The organism is Vulcanisaeta sp. (assembly GCF_049966235.1).
Lineage (GTDB): Archaea > Thermoproteota > Thermoprotei > Thermoproteales > Thermocladiaceae > Vulcanisaeta > Vulcanisaeta moutnovskia.
This window is the reverse complement of the sequence record NZ_JBMFVA010000019.1, coordinates 24,108-39,946: the sequence shown is the minus strand read 5'-3', so window position 1 is coordinate 39,946 and position 15,839 is coordinate 24,108. Positions and strand designations below refer to the sequence as shown.

The following is a 15,839-nucleotide window of genomic DNA, read 5'->3' as shown; positions in this document are numbered from 1 at the left end:
GCAAGTAATAAACGTAACCACGGAAGTCAGGTGCATATTCGACTTCAAATACGATAACTACACGTGCACAGGGCCGAGCATCTACTCGACAGGAAACGCGAGCTACCTATGGGCACCGTTATATACCGCGTTTCCAAATAATGAATATAGGATAGAAAGCCAGGGTTGGGTGGCGAGGGGCGGACCATACCCACTCGCATTCGCGCTACCCATTGATGAGTTGGCGGCAAACTCTGGCTTCAAGATATCGGCAGTATTTAATGTGACACAAGCCATAGTATCAAATAACAATTATGAAATAGGGATACAGGTTTTAGGAGCATGGCCAGGAACACTTCAAGGAACAGCAAGCTCTCCGTCAACAGGATATAGCGTAATCATACAAGGTTCTAGCAGATCAAATACGCCAGGCATAAGAGTATATGCTGGGGTTAATGATATTACTAAATTTACTAAATGTCGCACGATCAATATTAATCAAGGAGGCCTTATAAACATCACGGTATACGTAAAACCTACATCACCAATAACATGGCAAAACATAAACAACAGTCAACCCACCGCGCAGCTATACGTAAACGGCGCATACTGCACAACAATATACCTGCCACGCCTAATACGCGTACCGAATACTTGGTTCGGAAATAATGCGTATATGCTTAGCGGAATTGATCCAAATTATAGTCAGAAAGTGGAAGTTGGGTCGTGGACAGCATTAATACTGGAAAATGCCGCAGTTATAAATGCCAGCATAAAACTATACAATACATACCAACTACCAAGCAACGTTTACGTAGCAGTATCGGCAAACAACCAACCAGCCCTTGGTACAATAATAACCGGGCTAAACATAACGCCAGTAATAGGTCCAAAGGCATTTAACGCAAACTACACCGTGTGTAATATAACGAGTAATGCCGTGGTGTTTAACGTAGCAATGCCGAAACCAAAGGGATACCCAAACACCCAATACCTACTGATCATAAATTACAGCAACGTGAGGCTGATCCTAAATCCGTGGTCACCAAGCGCCCTAGAAGCCATGGGAATAAACCCAACATACCCAGTGCCCAACGGGTATTCGGCAACCTCGTTAGTACCGTACACGGCGTACATATATAACGAGACATCGGGCTCCTTGATAATAGTTATGTACTTCATAAATACAGGAATACCAACATTATTAACGATATACTCAGGACTATATATGACTCAAATAATTGAAAGTACCATATATACAACACTCGGCTTCGTAAAACCACTACCATTCATGAACATATTAAAGGTTGATAATATATCGCCAATGGGAACATTGAGTATATTCTCATTCAACGAAACAGCCATAAACCTAGCACCTGGCTATATAGCAATAGGTCAAATAATACCACCCACTGAAACAGAAAGTTCTGGCTTTGCAAATCCAAACAATCCCTATCCTTCCAGCTTATATAATTGGATAACGGAGTATGAGCACTTCCCAAATCAAACATTGCCATACACGTTCTTCTACCAGACAATAATGAACTGCCAATATAAAAACACATATAATAAAAATACATATAGTAACACATATATATATTTTAGCTACAAGGATAATCAATTACTATATAAAGGTTACACCCCTCAAAACTATCTAAATCCTTGCCAGCGCCAAGGGTGATAGGGCTATGGTTAGCCAGCCTTTGTTTTCTCACGGTCAGGCTAGGGTCATGGAGGCGATAATCGCCACCATAATAATCCTGGTGCTTGCAGCCTTAATGCCCATGTTATTTAAATCACCAACGACGCAACTACCGAGCCAAGTCGAGTCCAATCTGGAGTCCTATGCCGAGAATGCCCTCTCCCTCCTGATAAATAATCCTCAATTCCTCTCGATTATCCAGAATGGGAATTGGAGCGAACTGGACTCTTTAATGAATAGTATTGTTGGTCCTCAGTATGACTGGTATGTTGCGGTGATTCCATATGGTAGGTTGCTCACCTTGTCCTCTATTGTTAAGGGTGGTAAGTATGTTTTAATACCCATAACCACGGTACCTACGTGGAATTACTCCTCATTAATACCAATACCGCTCACAGATATACACGTATCAGAATTAACGCTAAACGTGTACCTACTGAACTTCTTACTATCCACAGTATCGCCTAATTACTCCATAAACACAACACTGCCTTTATCCAACGTAGTCTTCATACAATGTGCAAACCAGGCTTTGGCAAACAACATAACTGCATGTATTAATAATGGGCAAATCAGGATGCTTAAGTGGTGGGTTGCGTATTTTGATCCTAGGACTGGTACGGCTGTTGTTTGGGTTAATGCTACTGGCAACATGTACATTGTTGTTTCTACAAATGGTACTTTACCATATAATGTTATTAGCGGTACGTATTGCGGTGAGCCCTATTGTTTCGATATGGGGCTTGGTGGGCTCAGCAATTTAATGAATACCGTATACGGAACATCGTACAATAATGAACCGCAATTCATTAATTATATAAGCTCCAACGTCCTTAGCTGCAGTACTCCCAACGGCGTTAAGCATGGTAGTAATTATTTAGTTGAGCTATTAACAAATGGGTGGTATCATTATAATTTACCATCATCAGTAAGTTGTAGTGTGACTGTCAATGCGCCATACGAACCTTATGGCTACCATACCTACATGATTGGGCAGTTGATAACGGCAATACCAGACTCATTCCTTGAGCTTACCTTTAACAATATTGAAGTTGAGCCGTACATTGTGTATCCTAATGGTACCGTGAATGTGCTGAGTACGTATCGGGTTGGTTCTGTCGGTGTTGAGTTGCTTTACGGAAGTAATGCGGAACGTATGTATATAATAAGCAATAGTGGAATCCTGAATAAAACTATGCTTAATCAATATTCCTATCTATACCTGCTTGATTTAGGTATCAAACCTACTATAAATAACGGCACTTGCTATCTAAACATTAATGCTACCTTATATGATTTGGTTACGACAAGTAATTATAACATTAATGCTAGCGTTCCTGTGGGCAGTTGTGTCAATGCGCTTGGTATTAATGTCACAATAGGAAGCATTAGTATTGCACAACAATCACAGAATCCGCAAGGTAATACGTATTATACATACAACACAACGACCATAGTCTACGATCTGTGGTTCACGGGGACTCCGACAACCACTCAATACATGCCTATCTATGTGAATTACGAGTTCCAGCGCATAGACGCCCTTAACATTATTCCACCTAATTATAGAGAGAGGTTCGTCATTAATGGTTTTTCACCAACGGCCTCTGCCTTCGCAGTTGTTCAGCTTGGTAATGGTTCATACTACCTCGTTTATATTGGGTTAAGTAGTTTGTCGAGGTGATGGTCGTGAAGAGTCAAGGTTTGAGCGAGGTTCTTTCCTTGGTTTTGGTTCTGGGTATTGTTCTAGTCCTATCTGCAATTTTTGTGCTTATTGCCGGTTTTAATTTTGCCTCAGCCTCCGCATCCACATCCCTTGCACAAGCACAGACGTTCTTCGTTGATGTGGCTCAGGATTTGAATGCCGCGATTATGAATGGTGTTCAGAATTACGCGTTGTCATTTCCACGCCCAACAACGCAATTCGGCGTATATGGTGCCCTGCCTAATTATTGCAAGTTAATTGTTGTTAATACCACACATGCAGTTGTGGATACCTATTCTAGTGGCGCTATTTTATTTGGTGTATCGCCTAGTTACCTATCGTTACCTAGCGGATTTAGTGAGAGTTTGTTTAGTAATTGTGGTTCTTTGATTTTCAACTCTGTATCATCTAGCTTCTTCGCTGTTTGTAAGTTTGGCGCTGGTAATTTAAACGGTGTTTCTTATGGAGCCTACTTGGTCCTTTTCCCGAGGGTTGGTGTTTTCAGCTCTGGTTCTACCTACTACATCTATGTTCCAATCATGAATGTCATCTTTGATTCTAGCCTACGTGGTTTGTTCTTCGCCAATGTTACGTCTTGGAGCTATACTACTATTAATAATCCGCTTTACATAACATATTCATGTGGTTCAGTGACATCATCGTATTCGTTAAATGGTGCTAGTAAAATTGAAATAGTACTTATAAAAATAATTATTAAGTATGGGTGATTGAAAATGAAAAGTAGGGGACAAAGTGAAATATTAAGCACCGTAATCTTGACGGCAACAATACTGGCGGTAGCGGCAATGTTTCTAGTAGTGGCTATGAGGTCCTTTAATTATGATTCAGCCTATTACTCGATTAGTTATGTTGCATCGTTCTTGACCAATGTGGCTGATGATATTGATACCTACCTAATGTCGCCTGGTGTGTCTTTGACTTACGCATTGCCTAGCACTGAGTATGGTGTTTATAATTACGTATATTCTAATGATGCGTATTGTAGGATTTACGTTAATGCCTCTGGTGCTAACATCATTACTGCCACATCTGGTGTATTGATTTATGGCGTGCCACCCAGCTATTTCTCAATACCTGCTAGTAAGAGTGCTTGGTATGTATGGAGGGGTTCCAATATGATAGGCTATCCCACGGTTAATCCAAGTAACTTCTCATTAATAGTTGGACCAGGTGTTTTTGCACCGACGGGCACTCTCGTCTCCATAGTTCAATTTGGGTATGGTTCTGTGGACGGTGTTTCTTATGGTACGTTTCTAGCTATGGTTCCTAGGGTTTTGGTGATTAATGGTTCTTTGAATGGTGGTGTCGGTTATATCTACATACCCGTGTTTGTTAGTATGGGTAATTCTACTGGCAGAAATATTCTCACAATCAAGATATTGAGCGTCTCATCATTCTCGTTGAGTGATGTAAAGTATTTGATTGTTGCAGAGAAGTGTAATATCGGTAAGTATGTACTAGGGCCTAAATCCGTTAGTGTAGTTGGTAACAATGTGTATATTGTGGAAATTAGGATAGGTATTAACATGGGGTGATGATATGAATGTTCTGGCTTTCGTAATAACTACGGTAGCACTCCTGGCCCTAGTTATATTCTTCACGTGGTATACCAATTATTATATGGCAGTTAATATGCTTAGTACTGTTAATTACGTATCGTCACTCGTATCCTCAGCCCTCACTCATGAATTTGAGAATGCCATCGCCATAGCTTCCATGGGCGATGTTGTTGGTTCATTCAATTATACGTTATTGCTTCCAACATCCGCTGTGCCTGTACAGGGAGTAGCACTTAACTATAAAATAACGCTGTATCCAAAGAATCAATCACTTTATGCTAATATAACGGTCACAATGAGCATGGGTCCACTTAGCAGGTCTGAAAATACAACAGTACTTGTTTATTCATCAGCGCAGCCCTATGAAATAACGGCATATAACTGTGAAAAGAGTAATTCCCCAGTTACACTTGTTAATCCTGCTTGGGCGAGTCAAGGATTACCGAATCCAGTACCAAACTGCACGTGGACCAGCGCCCAGGTTCAGTTGGGTGAGGCAGTGATAGGTATAAGTAAGGGTTAATTTATTTAAAAAATTAGGTATATGGGTGTTGAGTATTTGAGGTTGTTTCCGTGGAGTGATTATGGCGTGGTGTTTGCGTTATTGTTTGGTTCTAGGGCGTGGGGTAGGGTGTTTAAGGGTGATTGGGATATTGCTGTTTGGTTAAGTGATGTTGATAAGGACATAGACCTTCACTACGCATTGGCCAGGTTTCTTCATGTGCGTGAGGAGAGTATTGACTTAGTAGTACTTAATAATTACGAGTACCTGCCCTGCTCATTAATAATTGACGTATTGGGTAAGGGTAAGGTAGTTTATTACCGGAACTTTGATGAATATCTTGATATCAAGTTAAGGGTTTTGAAGCCTTGTTTCGACTTTATGATTGATGCTGAGAAGCTTGATTTACTAAGGACGCAGATAAATGCGGTGACTAAGAAATGGGTTCAGTAGAACGTTTGTTAAAGCTTCTTTTTTATTATATATCATTATTGGATAATCTAAGTATTGATGACCTGAATGATGTGTATAAGTACTTATCTGCGGTGTACTTATTGCAGGTTCAAGCCCAATCACTTATTGATATCGTGGTTAAGGCTGCATCAGCGATGGGATTCGAGGTTGAGGGCTATATTGATGCCGGCAATAAGCTAATGAATGTTGGTCTATTAAGCAATGAGGAGTTTAGTAGGTATAGGTCTGTTGTTAGGTTTAGGAATAATTGAGGTTTATCAATATGGAATTGTTTATGTGAATATAATTCGCAGGATAATAAGCAATAGAGAGTATAGAGAGGCTGCTAAGCTTGGTGTTAAGGTTGTGGAGGAATTACGTAGGCGAGGAATTGATTGCTAGGCATCCCTCACCCTGATTAGTATTGGTTTTCTTAGTGGGTTCATCAATCCTGCCACGAAGAATTCCCTAGTGCCCAATTGAGCCAATGTTGCCTCGTTTACATCTGCCAAGTCCATGTATGCAGCGATCTCCCTAAGATCACCCTGGGCGCTTAACCTACTGAAGAAGACTGTGCCGAGGTTAGCCCTGATGCTAGCCCTAATATCCCTAGCAATCCTCTGGCTGGCTACAATAAGCGATAAGCCCCACTTACGGCCCTCCCTAGCCGTAGTCTCAATAACATCACCGCAGATAGTCCATTCATTCTCAGGTACATAATTCTGAGCCTCGTCTATGATGAAAGCCAAATCCAGCGGTGACTTATTGGTCTTGACGAGTTTCCACGCAGCATCAATTACATCTGCAATTATTGCTTGCTTAACCACGAGTTCAGGATCAAGGCTCAAATCAATAACAACCAGGTTTGAATTTAATGCCCTATTAACAATGTTCATAGGTAATAAAGTTCTCTTATTAAGTTCATCAAAGAATTCATTCTCTATGAAGTAATCAATGAATAACCTGGCCTTCTCAACTGTCGAATCTCTAGCACCTAATCCTCTCATACTATCCACTAGGTGCTTCGTGAATGCCACCTTATCCCACTTAATCACCTGGCTTACCTGATTACTTATTTGCGGATCTATTAATTGTGAGGATTGCTGCCTCTTAATCTTCTTATCACCGCTTACATAGGTAATGACGGCAACCTCCAGATACTCACCGAAGGTTTGCCAATTAAGCCTGGCCTTCTCAGCAATGACTGAGGCTATTGTTGGTGGTGAGATGGCAATCTCCTTGGACGTAATAACCCTATCCTTAAAGTATGGGGCGTAATCAACGCCACTGTGATCAAAGATTATTATGTGTTTCCCAACCCTAATTAACTCCTCAATAAGAGCCTTAACAAGCCTAGACTTACCCACACCAGTGGCGCCGAAGACACCAACATGCTGATTAACAAAACCAGCATCTAGGCTAATGGGCCAGCCACTGTACTTATGACTACCAACATTTATTGGTAGGTTTGACTTAACATAGTCATTAAGGAACCTACCATCCTTAATAACAAAGACCTTAGAACCCGGCGTTGGTACATGCCTAACCTCAAGCACGGACTTAGTACTCGGCTTTAGGGCTGCGTAGAGCCTAACCATGGCTGAGGTGAAGGGCATGAGTATTGTTTGGTCAAGGACCTCAGGCCTATCTACGAAGGGTGACCTAACCCTGTCCCTAATGAGTGGTTCGAGTTTCGTCACATTCCTAATAACACCAAGGAGTAATTCATCATCCATTGATTGATCATGAATGATGACAAGTTGCTCCTCCAGTGCAAGGTTCTCAGCCTTCTTATAGAATTGAATTGGAACTAACCCAACTGATGCTCCGCTCGTGGTTATCCCAACCTCCATGCAACACCTATCAAGCATTCATTAATTAATCTCAAAGGGACTTATAAATAACTAATGATGAGTAAGGTATCTATAGATTATAAATTGAATGCAGAAATTACGGTAAACCTATAAATAATATATTTGTAAAACGAATAGTCCATTTTATCTGCGGATTATTTTACATCAGTAAAATGTAAATATAAAGGAAAAACTTAATAAGAGGAAATAAATATATTACTTTTGTTATGTCTAACCCAACTGGGTCGGGTCCTAAGATTAGTACTGAGAAGGCTGAGACTACCGATAAACAGTTGAGGAAGGCTTTGAATGTGTTTGATATAGCATATCTCGTGATTGGTGCGGTAATTGGTAGCGGTTGGTTGTTTGGTTCGTTCTATGCAGCTAGTGTTTCCGGACCTGCAGCTATATTATCTTGGACGATAGCTGGTATATTCCTAATATTTGTGGCTCTTTCGTTTGCTGAATTAGGAGGTATGATCCCAAAATCCGGTGCAATAGTTAGGTATCCTCAGTATAGTCATGGAAGCTTAACATCGTTCATATTTGCATGGGCATACTTACTTGGTGCTATCACAGTGCCTCCAGTGGAGGCTGAGGCTGTAGTTACATACATGTCCTCGTATGTCCCTGGTCTTGTCACACCAACAGGTGTATTAACATTAACTGGAGGTCTTATTGCCTTTGCCTTCCTAACATTCTTCTTCCTCCTTAATTATTTCGGTGTTCATGTTATGGGTAAGACAAATACTGGCGTTGGTTGGTGGAAATTAATAATACCAATACTCACCATTGCCTTATTATTGGGCCTATTTTTCCACCCAACAAACTTTACGGCATTGCCAGGAGGATTTACACCATATGGCTGGGCACCAGTATTTCTAGCGATACCTACTACGGGTATTGCCTTTGCGTACCTAGGTTTTAGGCAAGGTATTGAGTATGGCGGTGAGGCTAAGAACCCACAGAGAGATTTGCCATGGGGTACTATAATAGGTTTCGTAATATCTATGGCAATATACATACTACTCCAGGTTTCTTTCATTGGTGCTATTGATTGGTCAAAGTTAAGCCTAAAGCCTGGTGATTGGGCTGACCTAACATCAACAGCCTTGAGCAGTGGTCCATTTTATCAAATAATGAAAATAAGCGGTATACCAATACTAATGGCGTTCGCAATAATACTGCTAATTGATGCTATGGTATCACCATCAGGCACAGGCTGGATATATACAGGTACTAGTGCTAGGACGTTCTATGGGATGGCAGCTGATGGTCACCTACCGGACTGGTTCCTACACCTTAATAGGTGGAAGGTGCCTAAGTGGGCTACAATAGCTGCTTGGTTAGTCGGTGCATTGTTCTTAATACCATACCCAGCATGGGTTTATTTAGCGACATTCATAAGTTCTACAACGGTAACTACATACATTGTTACAGGCGCTTCAGTAGTTGTTCTTAGGAGGACTGCGCCAAATGCCCCTAGACCATTTAAACTACCAGTTGCATATTTAATGGGTGCTTTAGCCTTCATATTTGCCTTTTTAATACCATATTGGGCTGGGTTTACGACGTATTGGGGTGTATTTGCATTAATACTTGCTGGTCTACCTTTCTTCTATATGTACACCGCAGCTAATAGATTTGGCATACGTAGATTAAACGCTGCAGTTCTTGGCATTATTTACTGGATCATATTGGGTTTATCAACCTGGTTCTTAATTTACCAGGATATAATTGTGCCTTACAACGCGGCATCAGCATCAGGGACTGCCTTAACGTTCAGCATGAAGTATTTCACACCATTCATAACTTACTGGGTATTGATGTTAATCGTGACAGTGATCTTTACGTATATAATACATATGTGGGCTAACGAGGAGGGCAAGCGTCATATAAGTTCCGGTTGGTGGGCTGTTGCGATGCTTTTCTCCGTGTTAATTCTTGATTTTGTTGGACCATTTAGTGTTTGGAAGTCTCCACCATTACCATTCCCATGGGATACAGTGACGGCGGCCATAATAGCTCTGGCACTATTCTTCTGGTCTGTTTATAGTGGAATACTGACGAAGGACCTAGAGATTGTATTAAAGGAAATGGGTGTAATTAAGGAGAAGAAATAATTAGTCTGCAATGATTATTTAAAAATACCTTTTTATTTTTCTCCATAATCTATAATTTAATGATCATTAGGCATAACGGTTTAATACTTGCATTTGATGTTGATTGGGATACTAAGAGATCTATTGTCTTTCTAAGAGGTATTATGGATTTAATTGATGCTGTTAAGGTTGGATGGCTTCAATTATTGAATATAGGACCCAATGGAATTAAGGAATTAACTTTAGGCATAAATACGTACTTTTTGGCCGACATTAAACTTGGCGATATTGCTCACATAAATGAGTATGTCATTAGGAGACTTAGGGACTTAGGTATTAATGGTGTGATTATGCACGCTGTAACAGGTAGGGAGAATTTAAATGGTGTAGCTAAGTTATCGCGTGATTTAGGTATTGACATTTTTCTCCTTATTTCCATGAGCTCTGGTGGTGAGTTATATGACTTAAACCTGGACTATAATGTTAAGCTTGGTACTGAGCTTGGTATTGCGGGCTTTGTTGTACCTGCCACGAAGCCCAACATCATTAGACGTGTTAGGTCTATGGTTGGTAATAACTATCAATTATTATCACCAGGCGTTGGGGTGCAGGGTGGTAAGCCTGGTTGTGCCACGGCGAGCGGTGCTGATTTTGAGATTGTTGGTAGGTCAATAATTAATAGCGAATCACCGAGGGAAGTTACTTTAAGTATACTAAGTGCTATTAAGGATCCAAGGTGTTGATTTTAGTCAGGTAGTACCTTATCAATTGGTAGTAACCTATCTTTCCAATCAGATACTAATTCCAATACGAGCATGGTTTCCGTCTGCGCAATATCGGGATAAGTCGGTAGATAATTAATTAGGAAGTAACTGAGTTGTCTGAGATCCTTGGCCCAAACCTTAAGCAATATATCATAATGACCAGTTATTACATAGGCCTCTTCAATCCATGGAAGTTTAGGATCCTCATCACTATCCTTCAGGATTTTCTCAACAAGGAGCACCTGAGCAGACTTATTACCACTTGGTGCACTTCTCCTTACGCTAATTAGCACATAGGCTAATAATGAGAAACCAACCTTTAATGGATCCACTACAGCTCTATACGAGGTTATTATCTTATCACCTTCAAGTCTCGCTAATCTAGTGGCTATTGTGGTTCTTGGCCTATTTAGAATCTCGGCCAATTTACTTAATTGCAATCTACCATCTTTCTGAATCTCCTTAAGTATTTCCTTATCCAGTTTATCTATTATCATTGTTAATAGGCTTCAGAAACAGACTGTATTTAATCTTTCTATCATGAGGAAAATAATTGATTTTAAATATTTGATTAAATGAGGTCTAATACATTATGCAGGTGACCAAGTAATCTTATACTTAGCCTTCCAATCCTCAAACTCCTTCTTCTCAGCATCACTCAATGCCTTACTGAACCTATACCAATTAGCCTTGCCCTTAGCTGAGTCAGGAGCCTCGCTTGTCTTCCATATGCAGTTCACTGGGCATACTGGTACACAGCTGAAATCGTCCTTACACATATCCCATATTAGCCTTGCCTTACCGTTTTCATCAAGCTCCAACGCCTGGTATGGACAAACGCTAACACAGGCACCGCAACCGATACATATATCCATATCAACAACAACCTTCTGGAATGGTCCTGCCTTCTCCGCCATACAGAACTAAGTCCTTAATTGGGGTCTTAATAACTATTACTATTGATACTGCATGTACGTGATTTCGGCCATAGAGTATCAATTAATAAATAGGGTAAGTACTACAGATTAAAAAGCCTAGAGAAATTATTACTCACAGTATTCCATAGATCATCGACGCCCATGCCCTTTATCTCAGCCACAATACTGGCCGCATCCTTAACCATGGGAGGTTCAAGCGTGATACCCCTATACTCATAAGGTCCATCGCTCTCTAGCAATATCGTATCAAGTGGCGCCTCTCTAGCCACGGCCTTGGACTTCTCCTGAATCTTAATTGCAGCATTAATCGATATATAATACCCATAGTCCCTCAACTCTTGGATAAGATTAAGAGGTCCCGTGTACCAATGAAACAAAGCCCTATCCACATCAGCCCTCCTAATCATTTCAAGGACATCATTCCAAGCATCAGGTGCGTGAATATTAAGTGGCAGATCATAATCCTTAGCCCAATTAATGAAGACTTGGAAAAACTCAACCTGCCTATTGAAGGTTTGAGGAACAAATCTTTTATCGAGACCAACTTCACCAATGCACCTAGTCTCAGGCAACAACTTCTCAAGCTGTCTCAATTCATCAAATCCAACCTTATCCACATTCCAAGGGTGGATGCCAATACATGGCACAATGTTCTCATAGGTATTCGATAATTCAATGGTCCTCTTTGAAGATGGATAATCATCAGAGACAGCCGCAATTATTATCTCTCTAACGAACTTTGCAATCCTGCTATCCAGGAACTCGTGCAAATGAGTATGCGCATCATAAAGCATTGAATTACATTGAAGTTAAGGGATTATTAAAGGATTATTGTGACTGCTCAAGCCTGAGCACTTGGGACTTAGCCTCAGTCACATCTTCGCTCTTACCAATGATAACATGCCTTATGGTCTTAGCCAATGGCCTAGTCTCACCAATGTAGACAATATCACCAGGCCTAACCTCAATACACGAAGGAACCTTAACATGAATTTTCTTTCTCCTCTTCTCATATCTCTTATACTTAGGATCATAATGCAACCACTCATGAATAACAGTGGCAGTTCTGCCATGAACGCTCTCAACAGTAACGGTAAACACCTGCCCCCTAACACTCAGGTGGCCATGCCATGGGCACTCAGGGTCATTACAAACCTTCTTAGGCGGTAAGAGCCAGGGAATACCAACATGCCTAACCCTAATAAACTCACCATTAGGCAGCTGAACCTTCTCACCAGGCCTAGGCCTCTCAGGCAGCTCCTTAACAATGACCTCAACCATCAAGCCACGTACAAATAACCCCTTTAAAACAATTTCTTTTGAAGGAACCCAAAGACTTATAAGCATGGTTATTGACTTATTAATGCCGCGATAGTCCCAGAGAGGACCGTGGCGGTCCCCAATGAATGCGGACGGACGAGCCGCGGGGATTACGTACATCCTCCTTTTCCTAATAATCAATAATGATTACTACAATATTGCATTGCCTTAGTTATTATCTTCAACGATGAATTTCGGAATAATGTTTATTAAGGGCTTTTTCGTTTGCCATTTGTATGGCAGGTGTTGGTATTTGCAGGAAGTGATGGTAAGAATAATATTTTCTCTAGTGTACTTGATTTTGTGAATGGTTTTTACCCGACACCTCTTGTGAGGTTTGATCGTTTTGGCGATGTTTGGGTTAAACTTGAGTTCTTTAATCCACTGAGTAGGAGTATTAAGGATAGGACTGTTCAGTTCTTACTTCGTAGATATTTAAATGACGAATTGCGTGGTCGCCTTGTGTTTGAGGCTTCCTCTGGTAATGTTGCGATTGCCCTGGCCGCATTGGCGAATATTTATGAGTATAGGTATAGGGCTTATACTACGAGGTATTTGCCGGAGACTACGGAAATTCTTCTCAAGGTTTTGGGTGCCGAGGTTGTTAAAGTTGATAGGGAGACAATTAATGAGGAGTTTTGGCACTGGGTTGGTGAGGAGGCTGCTAGGAATGGAGCGATTAACCTTAATCAATTTGAGAATGTTAATAATCCCGAGGGCCATTACTACGTTACTGGTGAGGAAATCGCCCAGCAGTTCAGGAGTATTGGTAAGACACCTAAGGTCTTAGTTGCTGGTATTGGCACTGGCGGGCACATAACCGGCATTGCCAGGAGACTTAAGGATGAGTTTGGTGATGTCTACATTGTCGGTGTTGAGCCTGCGGCGGGTAGCGCAATACCTGGTATCAAGAGGCTTGAGTCTGGCACTAGGTGGGTTCGTGAGATTATTAATGAGGTTGTTGATGTCAGTCTTGAGGATGCTGTAAAGGGCGTTATTACTGTGGCCAGAAACACTGGCTTACTAGTCGGCCTTAGTAGTGGTGCTGTCTTTCAAGCCTTTCTCAGGGTTAGGGATGGGCTTGGTGATGTGACTTACTTATTGATTTTTCCTGATGATATTTATAAGTACGTGGATATCATTAGTCGTTTCATGAATTCCACGTAAGTTTGGTAAAAGTTTTAATATACTGTTTAAATAAAAACCTGATAGGACTTTTTAACCTGTACACGTATACGTGATATGATGACTGGCAGGTACAAAGTATTCATAAACAGGAGGATGGGTAGGATTCTAGTTAGTGGTAAGTCTGAGGATTTATCGCTCATCGAGGAGGACTGGAGGATCATATACGAGGACAATGACTGGAAGAATGCCTTCGAATACGCCAGGAATTATGCGGATAGGCATGATTATGTACTCGAGTGGTACCTTGAAGAGGAGAAGGAGGTTTTGAAGAATGCGTTAGTCAATTAAAGAGTCACTTAACGCGCTCCCTATCAACCTTCTTAATAACATCAATTATTATATTCACAGCCTTATCGGCGAGTTCCATGGGTATGTTTAGCGGTGGTGCAATTCTAATCGTTGACTTACCTGCGCTTATTACAGCAACGCCTCTCTTGAAGGATTCATAGAGCACCTGCTCAATCTCCTTGGTAGCATATTCCTTGGTTCTCTTATTCTTGACTAATTCAACACCAATCATTAGGCCGAGACCGCGTACATCACCAATCAACTCCACGTGATCCATCTCCTCTATAAACCTCTTCTTAATGTAATCACCAACCCTCTGCGCATTCACCATAAGGTCCTCATCACTTATTACGTTAATAACCTCAATACCAGCCGACAAAGCCACTGGATTACCACCAAAGGTATTTGCGTGGGATCCCCTCGGTAGATCCATCACGCTTGCCCTACCAACGATGGCACCGAGTGGTAGACCGGCGGCTATTGCCTTGGCCATGGTTATTATGTCCGGTTCAACACCCCAATGTTCAATTGCAAACCACTTACCAGTCCTACCAAACCCAGCCTGCACTTCATCATCGACGAGGAGTATGCCGTACTTATCAGCGATCTTCCTCAAACCTGGGAAGAAGTTCCTTGGCGGAACAACATAACCACCCTCACCCTGTATAGGCTCAAAGAATATTGCCGAAGTCTCACTTGGATCAATCATCTTACTAAATATCCAATCCTCAAGGTAACCAAGAATAGCCTCACCACATTCCTCATCAGTTAAATTCTTGCCGAAGGGACATCTGTATGGGTATGGGTATGGTATATGGATTACGTTGGATAACATTGGGTTAAAGCCATACCTCTGTATTGGTTTACTTGCGGTCAATGCCATCGAGCCATAAGTCCTCCCATGGAAGGCGCCCAGGAAGGCTATTATGTATGGTCTCTGATTCCTGAAGTGTCCACGCACTACTTTCATCGCGCCCTCTATTGACTCGGTGCCCGAGTTTGTGTAGAATACACGCTTATCGCCGCTTATTGGTACTATACCCCTAAGCATTGATGCATGCTTAACAATTAATTCGTAGTAGAAGTCGGTCATGCTATAGTGAGTAAATAACTCGGCCTGCCGCTTTATTGCCTCCACAATCCGTGGGTGGCTATGTCCAACATTCATAACAGCAATTCCAGCATTGAAATCGATGTATAGGTTACCATCAACATCCTCAACAACAGGTCCATAACCCCGCCGAATAACCAGTGGGTACCACCGTCCAAAGGACTGCATTATCGATGACTCATCCATCTTTATTACTTCTTGGGCCTTAGGGCCTGGTGGTTCAACAACTATTTTAGGAACGCTATTTGGGTCTATTGACCAGTACCACTTAGGTGGCATCGGCATTACCAGGATTTATCTAATTAATAAATTCTTCTTTATAGGCCTTCAGCGTTAGTAATTAAATAAATAAGT

General features: G+C 41.3%; 18 protein-coding genes. 12 read left to right on the top strand and 6 right to left on the bottom strand.

Annotation, left to right across the window (positions count from 1 at the left end; genetic code table 11):
* From ACP5L5_RS09660 to ACP5L5_RS09625, 8 genes are all read left to right on the top strand, one after another.
* On the top strand, positions 1-1,660 hold a 1,660-nt coding region (locus ACP5L5_RS09660), incomplete at its 5' end, for a hypothetical protein (protein ID WP_428763393.1).
* A 7-nt stretch (positions 1,661-1,667) separates the two neighbouring features.
* The gene (locus tag ACP5L5_RS09655; RefSeq protein WP_428763391.1) at positions 1,668-3,365 is read left to right on the top strand and encodes a hypothetical protein; all 1,698 of its coding nucleotides are present in this window, start codon (positions 1,668-1,670) and stop codon (positions 3,363-3,365) included.
* 5 nt (positions 3,366-3,370) lie between these two features.
* Positions 3,371-4,114: a hypothetical protein gene (locus tag ACP5L5_RS09650; protein ID WP_428763389.1), complete on the top strand. Its 744-nt coding sequence runs from the start codon at positions 3,371-3,373 to the stop codon at positions 4,112-4,114.
* A gap of 6 nt (positions 4,115-4,120) precedes the next feature.
* Positions 4,121-4,942, top strand: a complete 822-nt coding sequence (locus tag ACP5L5_RS09645) for a hypothetical protein (protein WP_428763387.1) — start codon at positions 4,121-4,123, stop codon at positions 4,940-4,942.
* Between the two features lie 4 nt (positions 4,943-4,946).
* Positions 4,947-5,489 carry a hypothetical protein gene (locus ACP5L5_RS09640; protein ID WP_428763385.1) on the top strand — a complete coding sequence of 181 codons (543 nt, stop codon included), beginning with the start codon at positions 4,947-4,949 and terminating at the stop codon, positions 5,487-5,489.
* A 21-nt stretch (positions 5,490-5,510) separates the two neighbouring features.
* Entirely contained in the window at positions 5,511-5,921 is a 411-nt protein-coding gene (locus ACP5L5_RS09635; RefSeq protein WP_428763384.1) for a nucleotidyltransferase domain-containing protein, read from the top strand.
* Positions 5,909-6,193, top strand: a complete 285-nt coding sequence (locus ACP5L5_RS09630) for a HepT-like ribonuclease domain-containing protein (protein WP_428763383.1) — start codon at positions 5,909-5,911, stop codon at positions 6,191-6,193. The genes ACP5L5_RS09635 and ACP5L5_RS09630 overlap by 13 nt, the downstream gene beginning before the upstream one ends.
* Complete coding sequence (locus ACP5L5_RS09625; RefSeq protein WP_428763381.1) at positions 6,171-6,323, top strand: hypothetical protein; 153 nt, start codon at positions 6,171-6,173, stop codon at positions 6,321-6,323. Before ACP5L5_RS09630 ends, ACP5L5_RS09625 begins: the two co-directional genes overlap by 23 nt.
* On the opposite strand, the gene ACP5L5_RS09620 is transcribed toward ACP5L5_RS09625, so the two are convergent.
* Positions 6,320-7,774 (bottom strand): ATP-binding protein, encoded by a 1,455-nt coding sequence (locus ACP5L5_RS09620; RefSeq protein WP_428763379.1) that lies wholly within the window; start codon positions 7,772-7,774, stop codon positions 6,320-6,322. The two genes, ACP5L5_RS09625 and ACP5L5_RS09620, sit on opposite strands and share 4 nt — an antisense overlap.
* Before the next feature lie 227 nt (positions 7,775-8,001).
* On the opposite strand from ACP5L5_RS09620, the gene ACP5L5_RS09615 reads away from it, so the two are divergent.
* Positions 8,002-9,897 carry an APC family permease gene (locus tag ACP5L5_RS09615; protein ID WP_428763378.1) on the top strand — a complete coding sequence of 632 codons (1,896 nt, stop codon included), beginning with the start codon at positions 8,002-8,004 and terminating at the stop codon, positions 9,895-9,897.
* A gap of 59 nt (positions 9,898-9,956) precedes the next feature.
* The gene (locus tag ACP5L5_RS09610; protein ID WP_428763376.1) at positions 9,957-10,619 is read left to right on the top strand and encodes an orotidine 5'-phosphate decarboxylase / HUMPS family protein; all 663 of its coding nucleotides are present in this window, start codon (positions 9,957-9,959) and stop codon (positions 10,617-10,619) included.
* 2 nt (positions 10,620-10,621) lie between these two features.
* Here the strand turns inward: ACP5L5_RS09610 and ACP5L5_RS09605 are convergent, their stop codons facing one another.
* The 4 genes from ACP5L5_RS09605 to ACP5L5_RS09590 all read right to left on the bottom strand — a co-directional run bounded on the left by ACP5L5_RS09605 (position 10,622) and on the right by ACP5L5_RS09590 (position 12,859).
* Positions 10,622-11,137, bottom strand: coding sequence for an Lrp/AsnC family transcriptional regulator (locus tag ACP5L5_RS09605; RefSeq protein WP_013605494.1), 516 nt, complete (start codon positions 11,135-11,137; stop codon positions 10,622-10,624).
* Positions 11,138-11,230: 93 nt separating this feature from the next.
* Positions 11,231-11,557 carry a 4Fe-4S dicluster domain-containing protein gene (locus tag ACP5L5_RS09600; protein WP_428763374.1) on the bottom strand — a complete coding sequence of 109 codons (327 nt, stop codon included), beginning with the start codon at positions 11,555-11,557 and terminating at the stop codon, positions 11,231-11,233.
* Positions 11,558-11,658: 101 nt separating this feature from the next.
* Positions 11,659-12,372 (bottom strand): TatD family hydrolase, encoded by a 714-nt coding sequence (locus tag ACP5L5_RS09595; protein WP_428763372.1) that lies wholly within the window; start codon positions 12,370-12,372, stop codon positions 11,659-11,661.
* A 34-nt stretch (positions 12,373-12,406) separates the two neighbouring features.
* Positions 12,407-12,859: a 30S ribosomal protein S17 gene (locus ACP5L5_RS09590; RefSeq protein ID WP_428763371.1), complete on the bottom strand. Its 453-nt coding sequence runs from the start codon at positions 12,857-12,859 to the stop codon at positions 12,407-12,409.
* Positions 12,860-13,141: 282 nt separating this feature from the next.
* Between ACP5L5_RS09590 and ACP5L5_RS09585 the strand changes: the two genes are divergently transcribed.
* On the top strand, positions 13,142-14,065 hold the full coding sequence (locus ACP5L5_RS09585) for a pyridoxal-phosphate dependent enzyme (protein ID WP_428763395.1): 924 nt from the start codon (positions 13,142-13,144) through the stop codon (positions 14,063-14,065).
* A gap of 78 nt (positions 14,066-14,143) precedes the next feature.
* Positions 14,144-14,374 (top strand): hypothetical protein, encoded by a 231-nt coding sequence (locus tag ACP5L5_RS09580; protein WP_428763369.1) that lies wholly within the window; start codon positions 14,144-14,146, stop codon positions 14,372-14,374.
* A 4-nt stretch (positions 14,375-14,378) separates the two neighbouring features.
* Here the strand turns inward: ACP5L5_RS09580 and ACP5L5_RS09575 are convergent, their stop codons facing one another.
* On the bottom strand, positions 14,379-15,764 hold the full coding sequence (locus ACP5L5_RS09575; protein WP_428763367.1) for an acetyl ornithine aminotransferase family protein: 1,386 nt from the start codon (positions 15,762-15,764) through the stop codon (positions 14,379-14,381).
* Between the last annotated feature and the right edge of the window lie 75 nt (positions 15,765-15,839).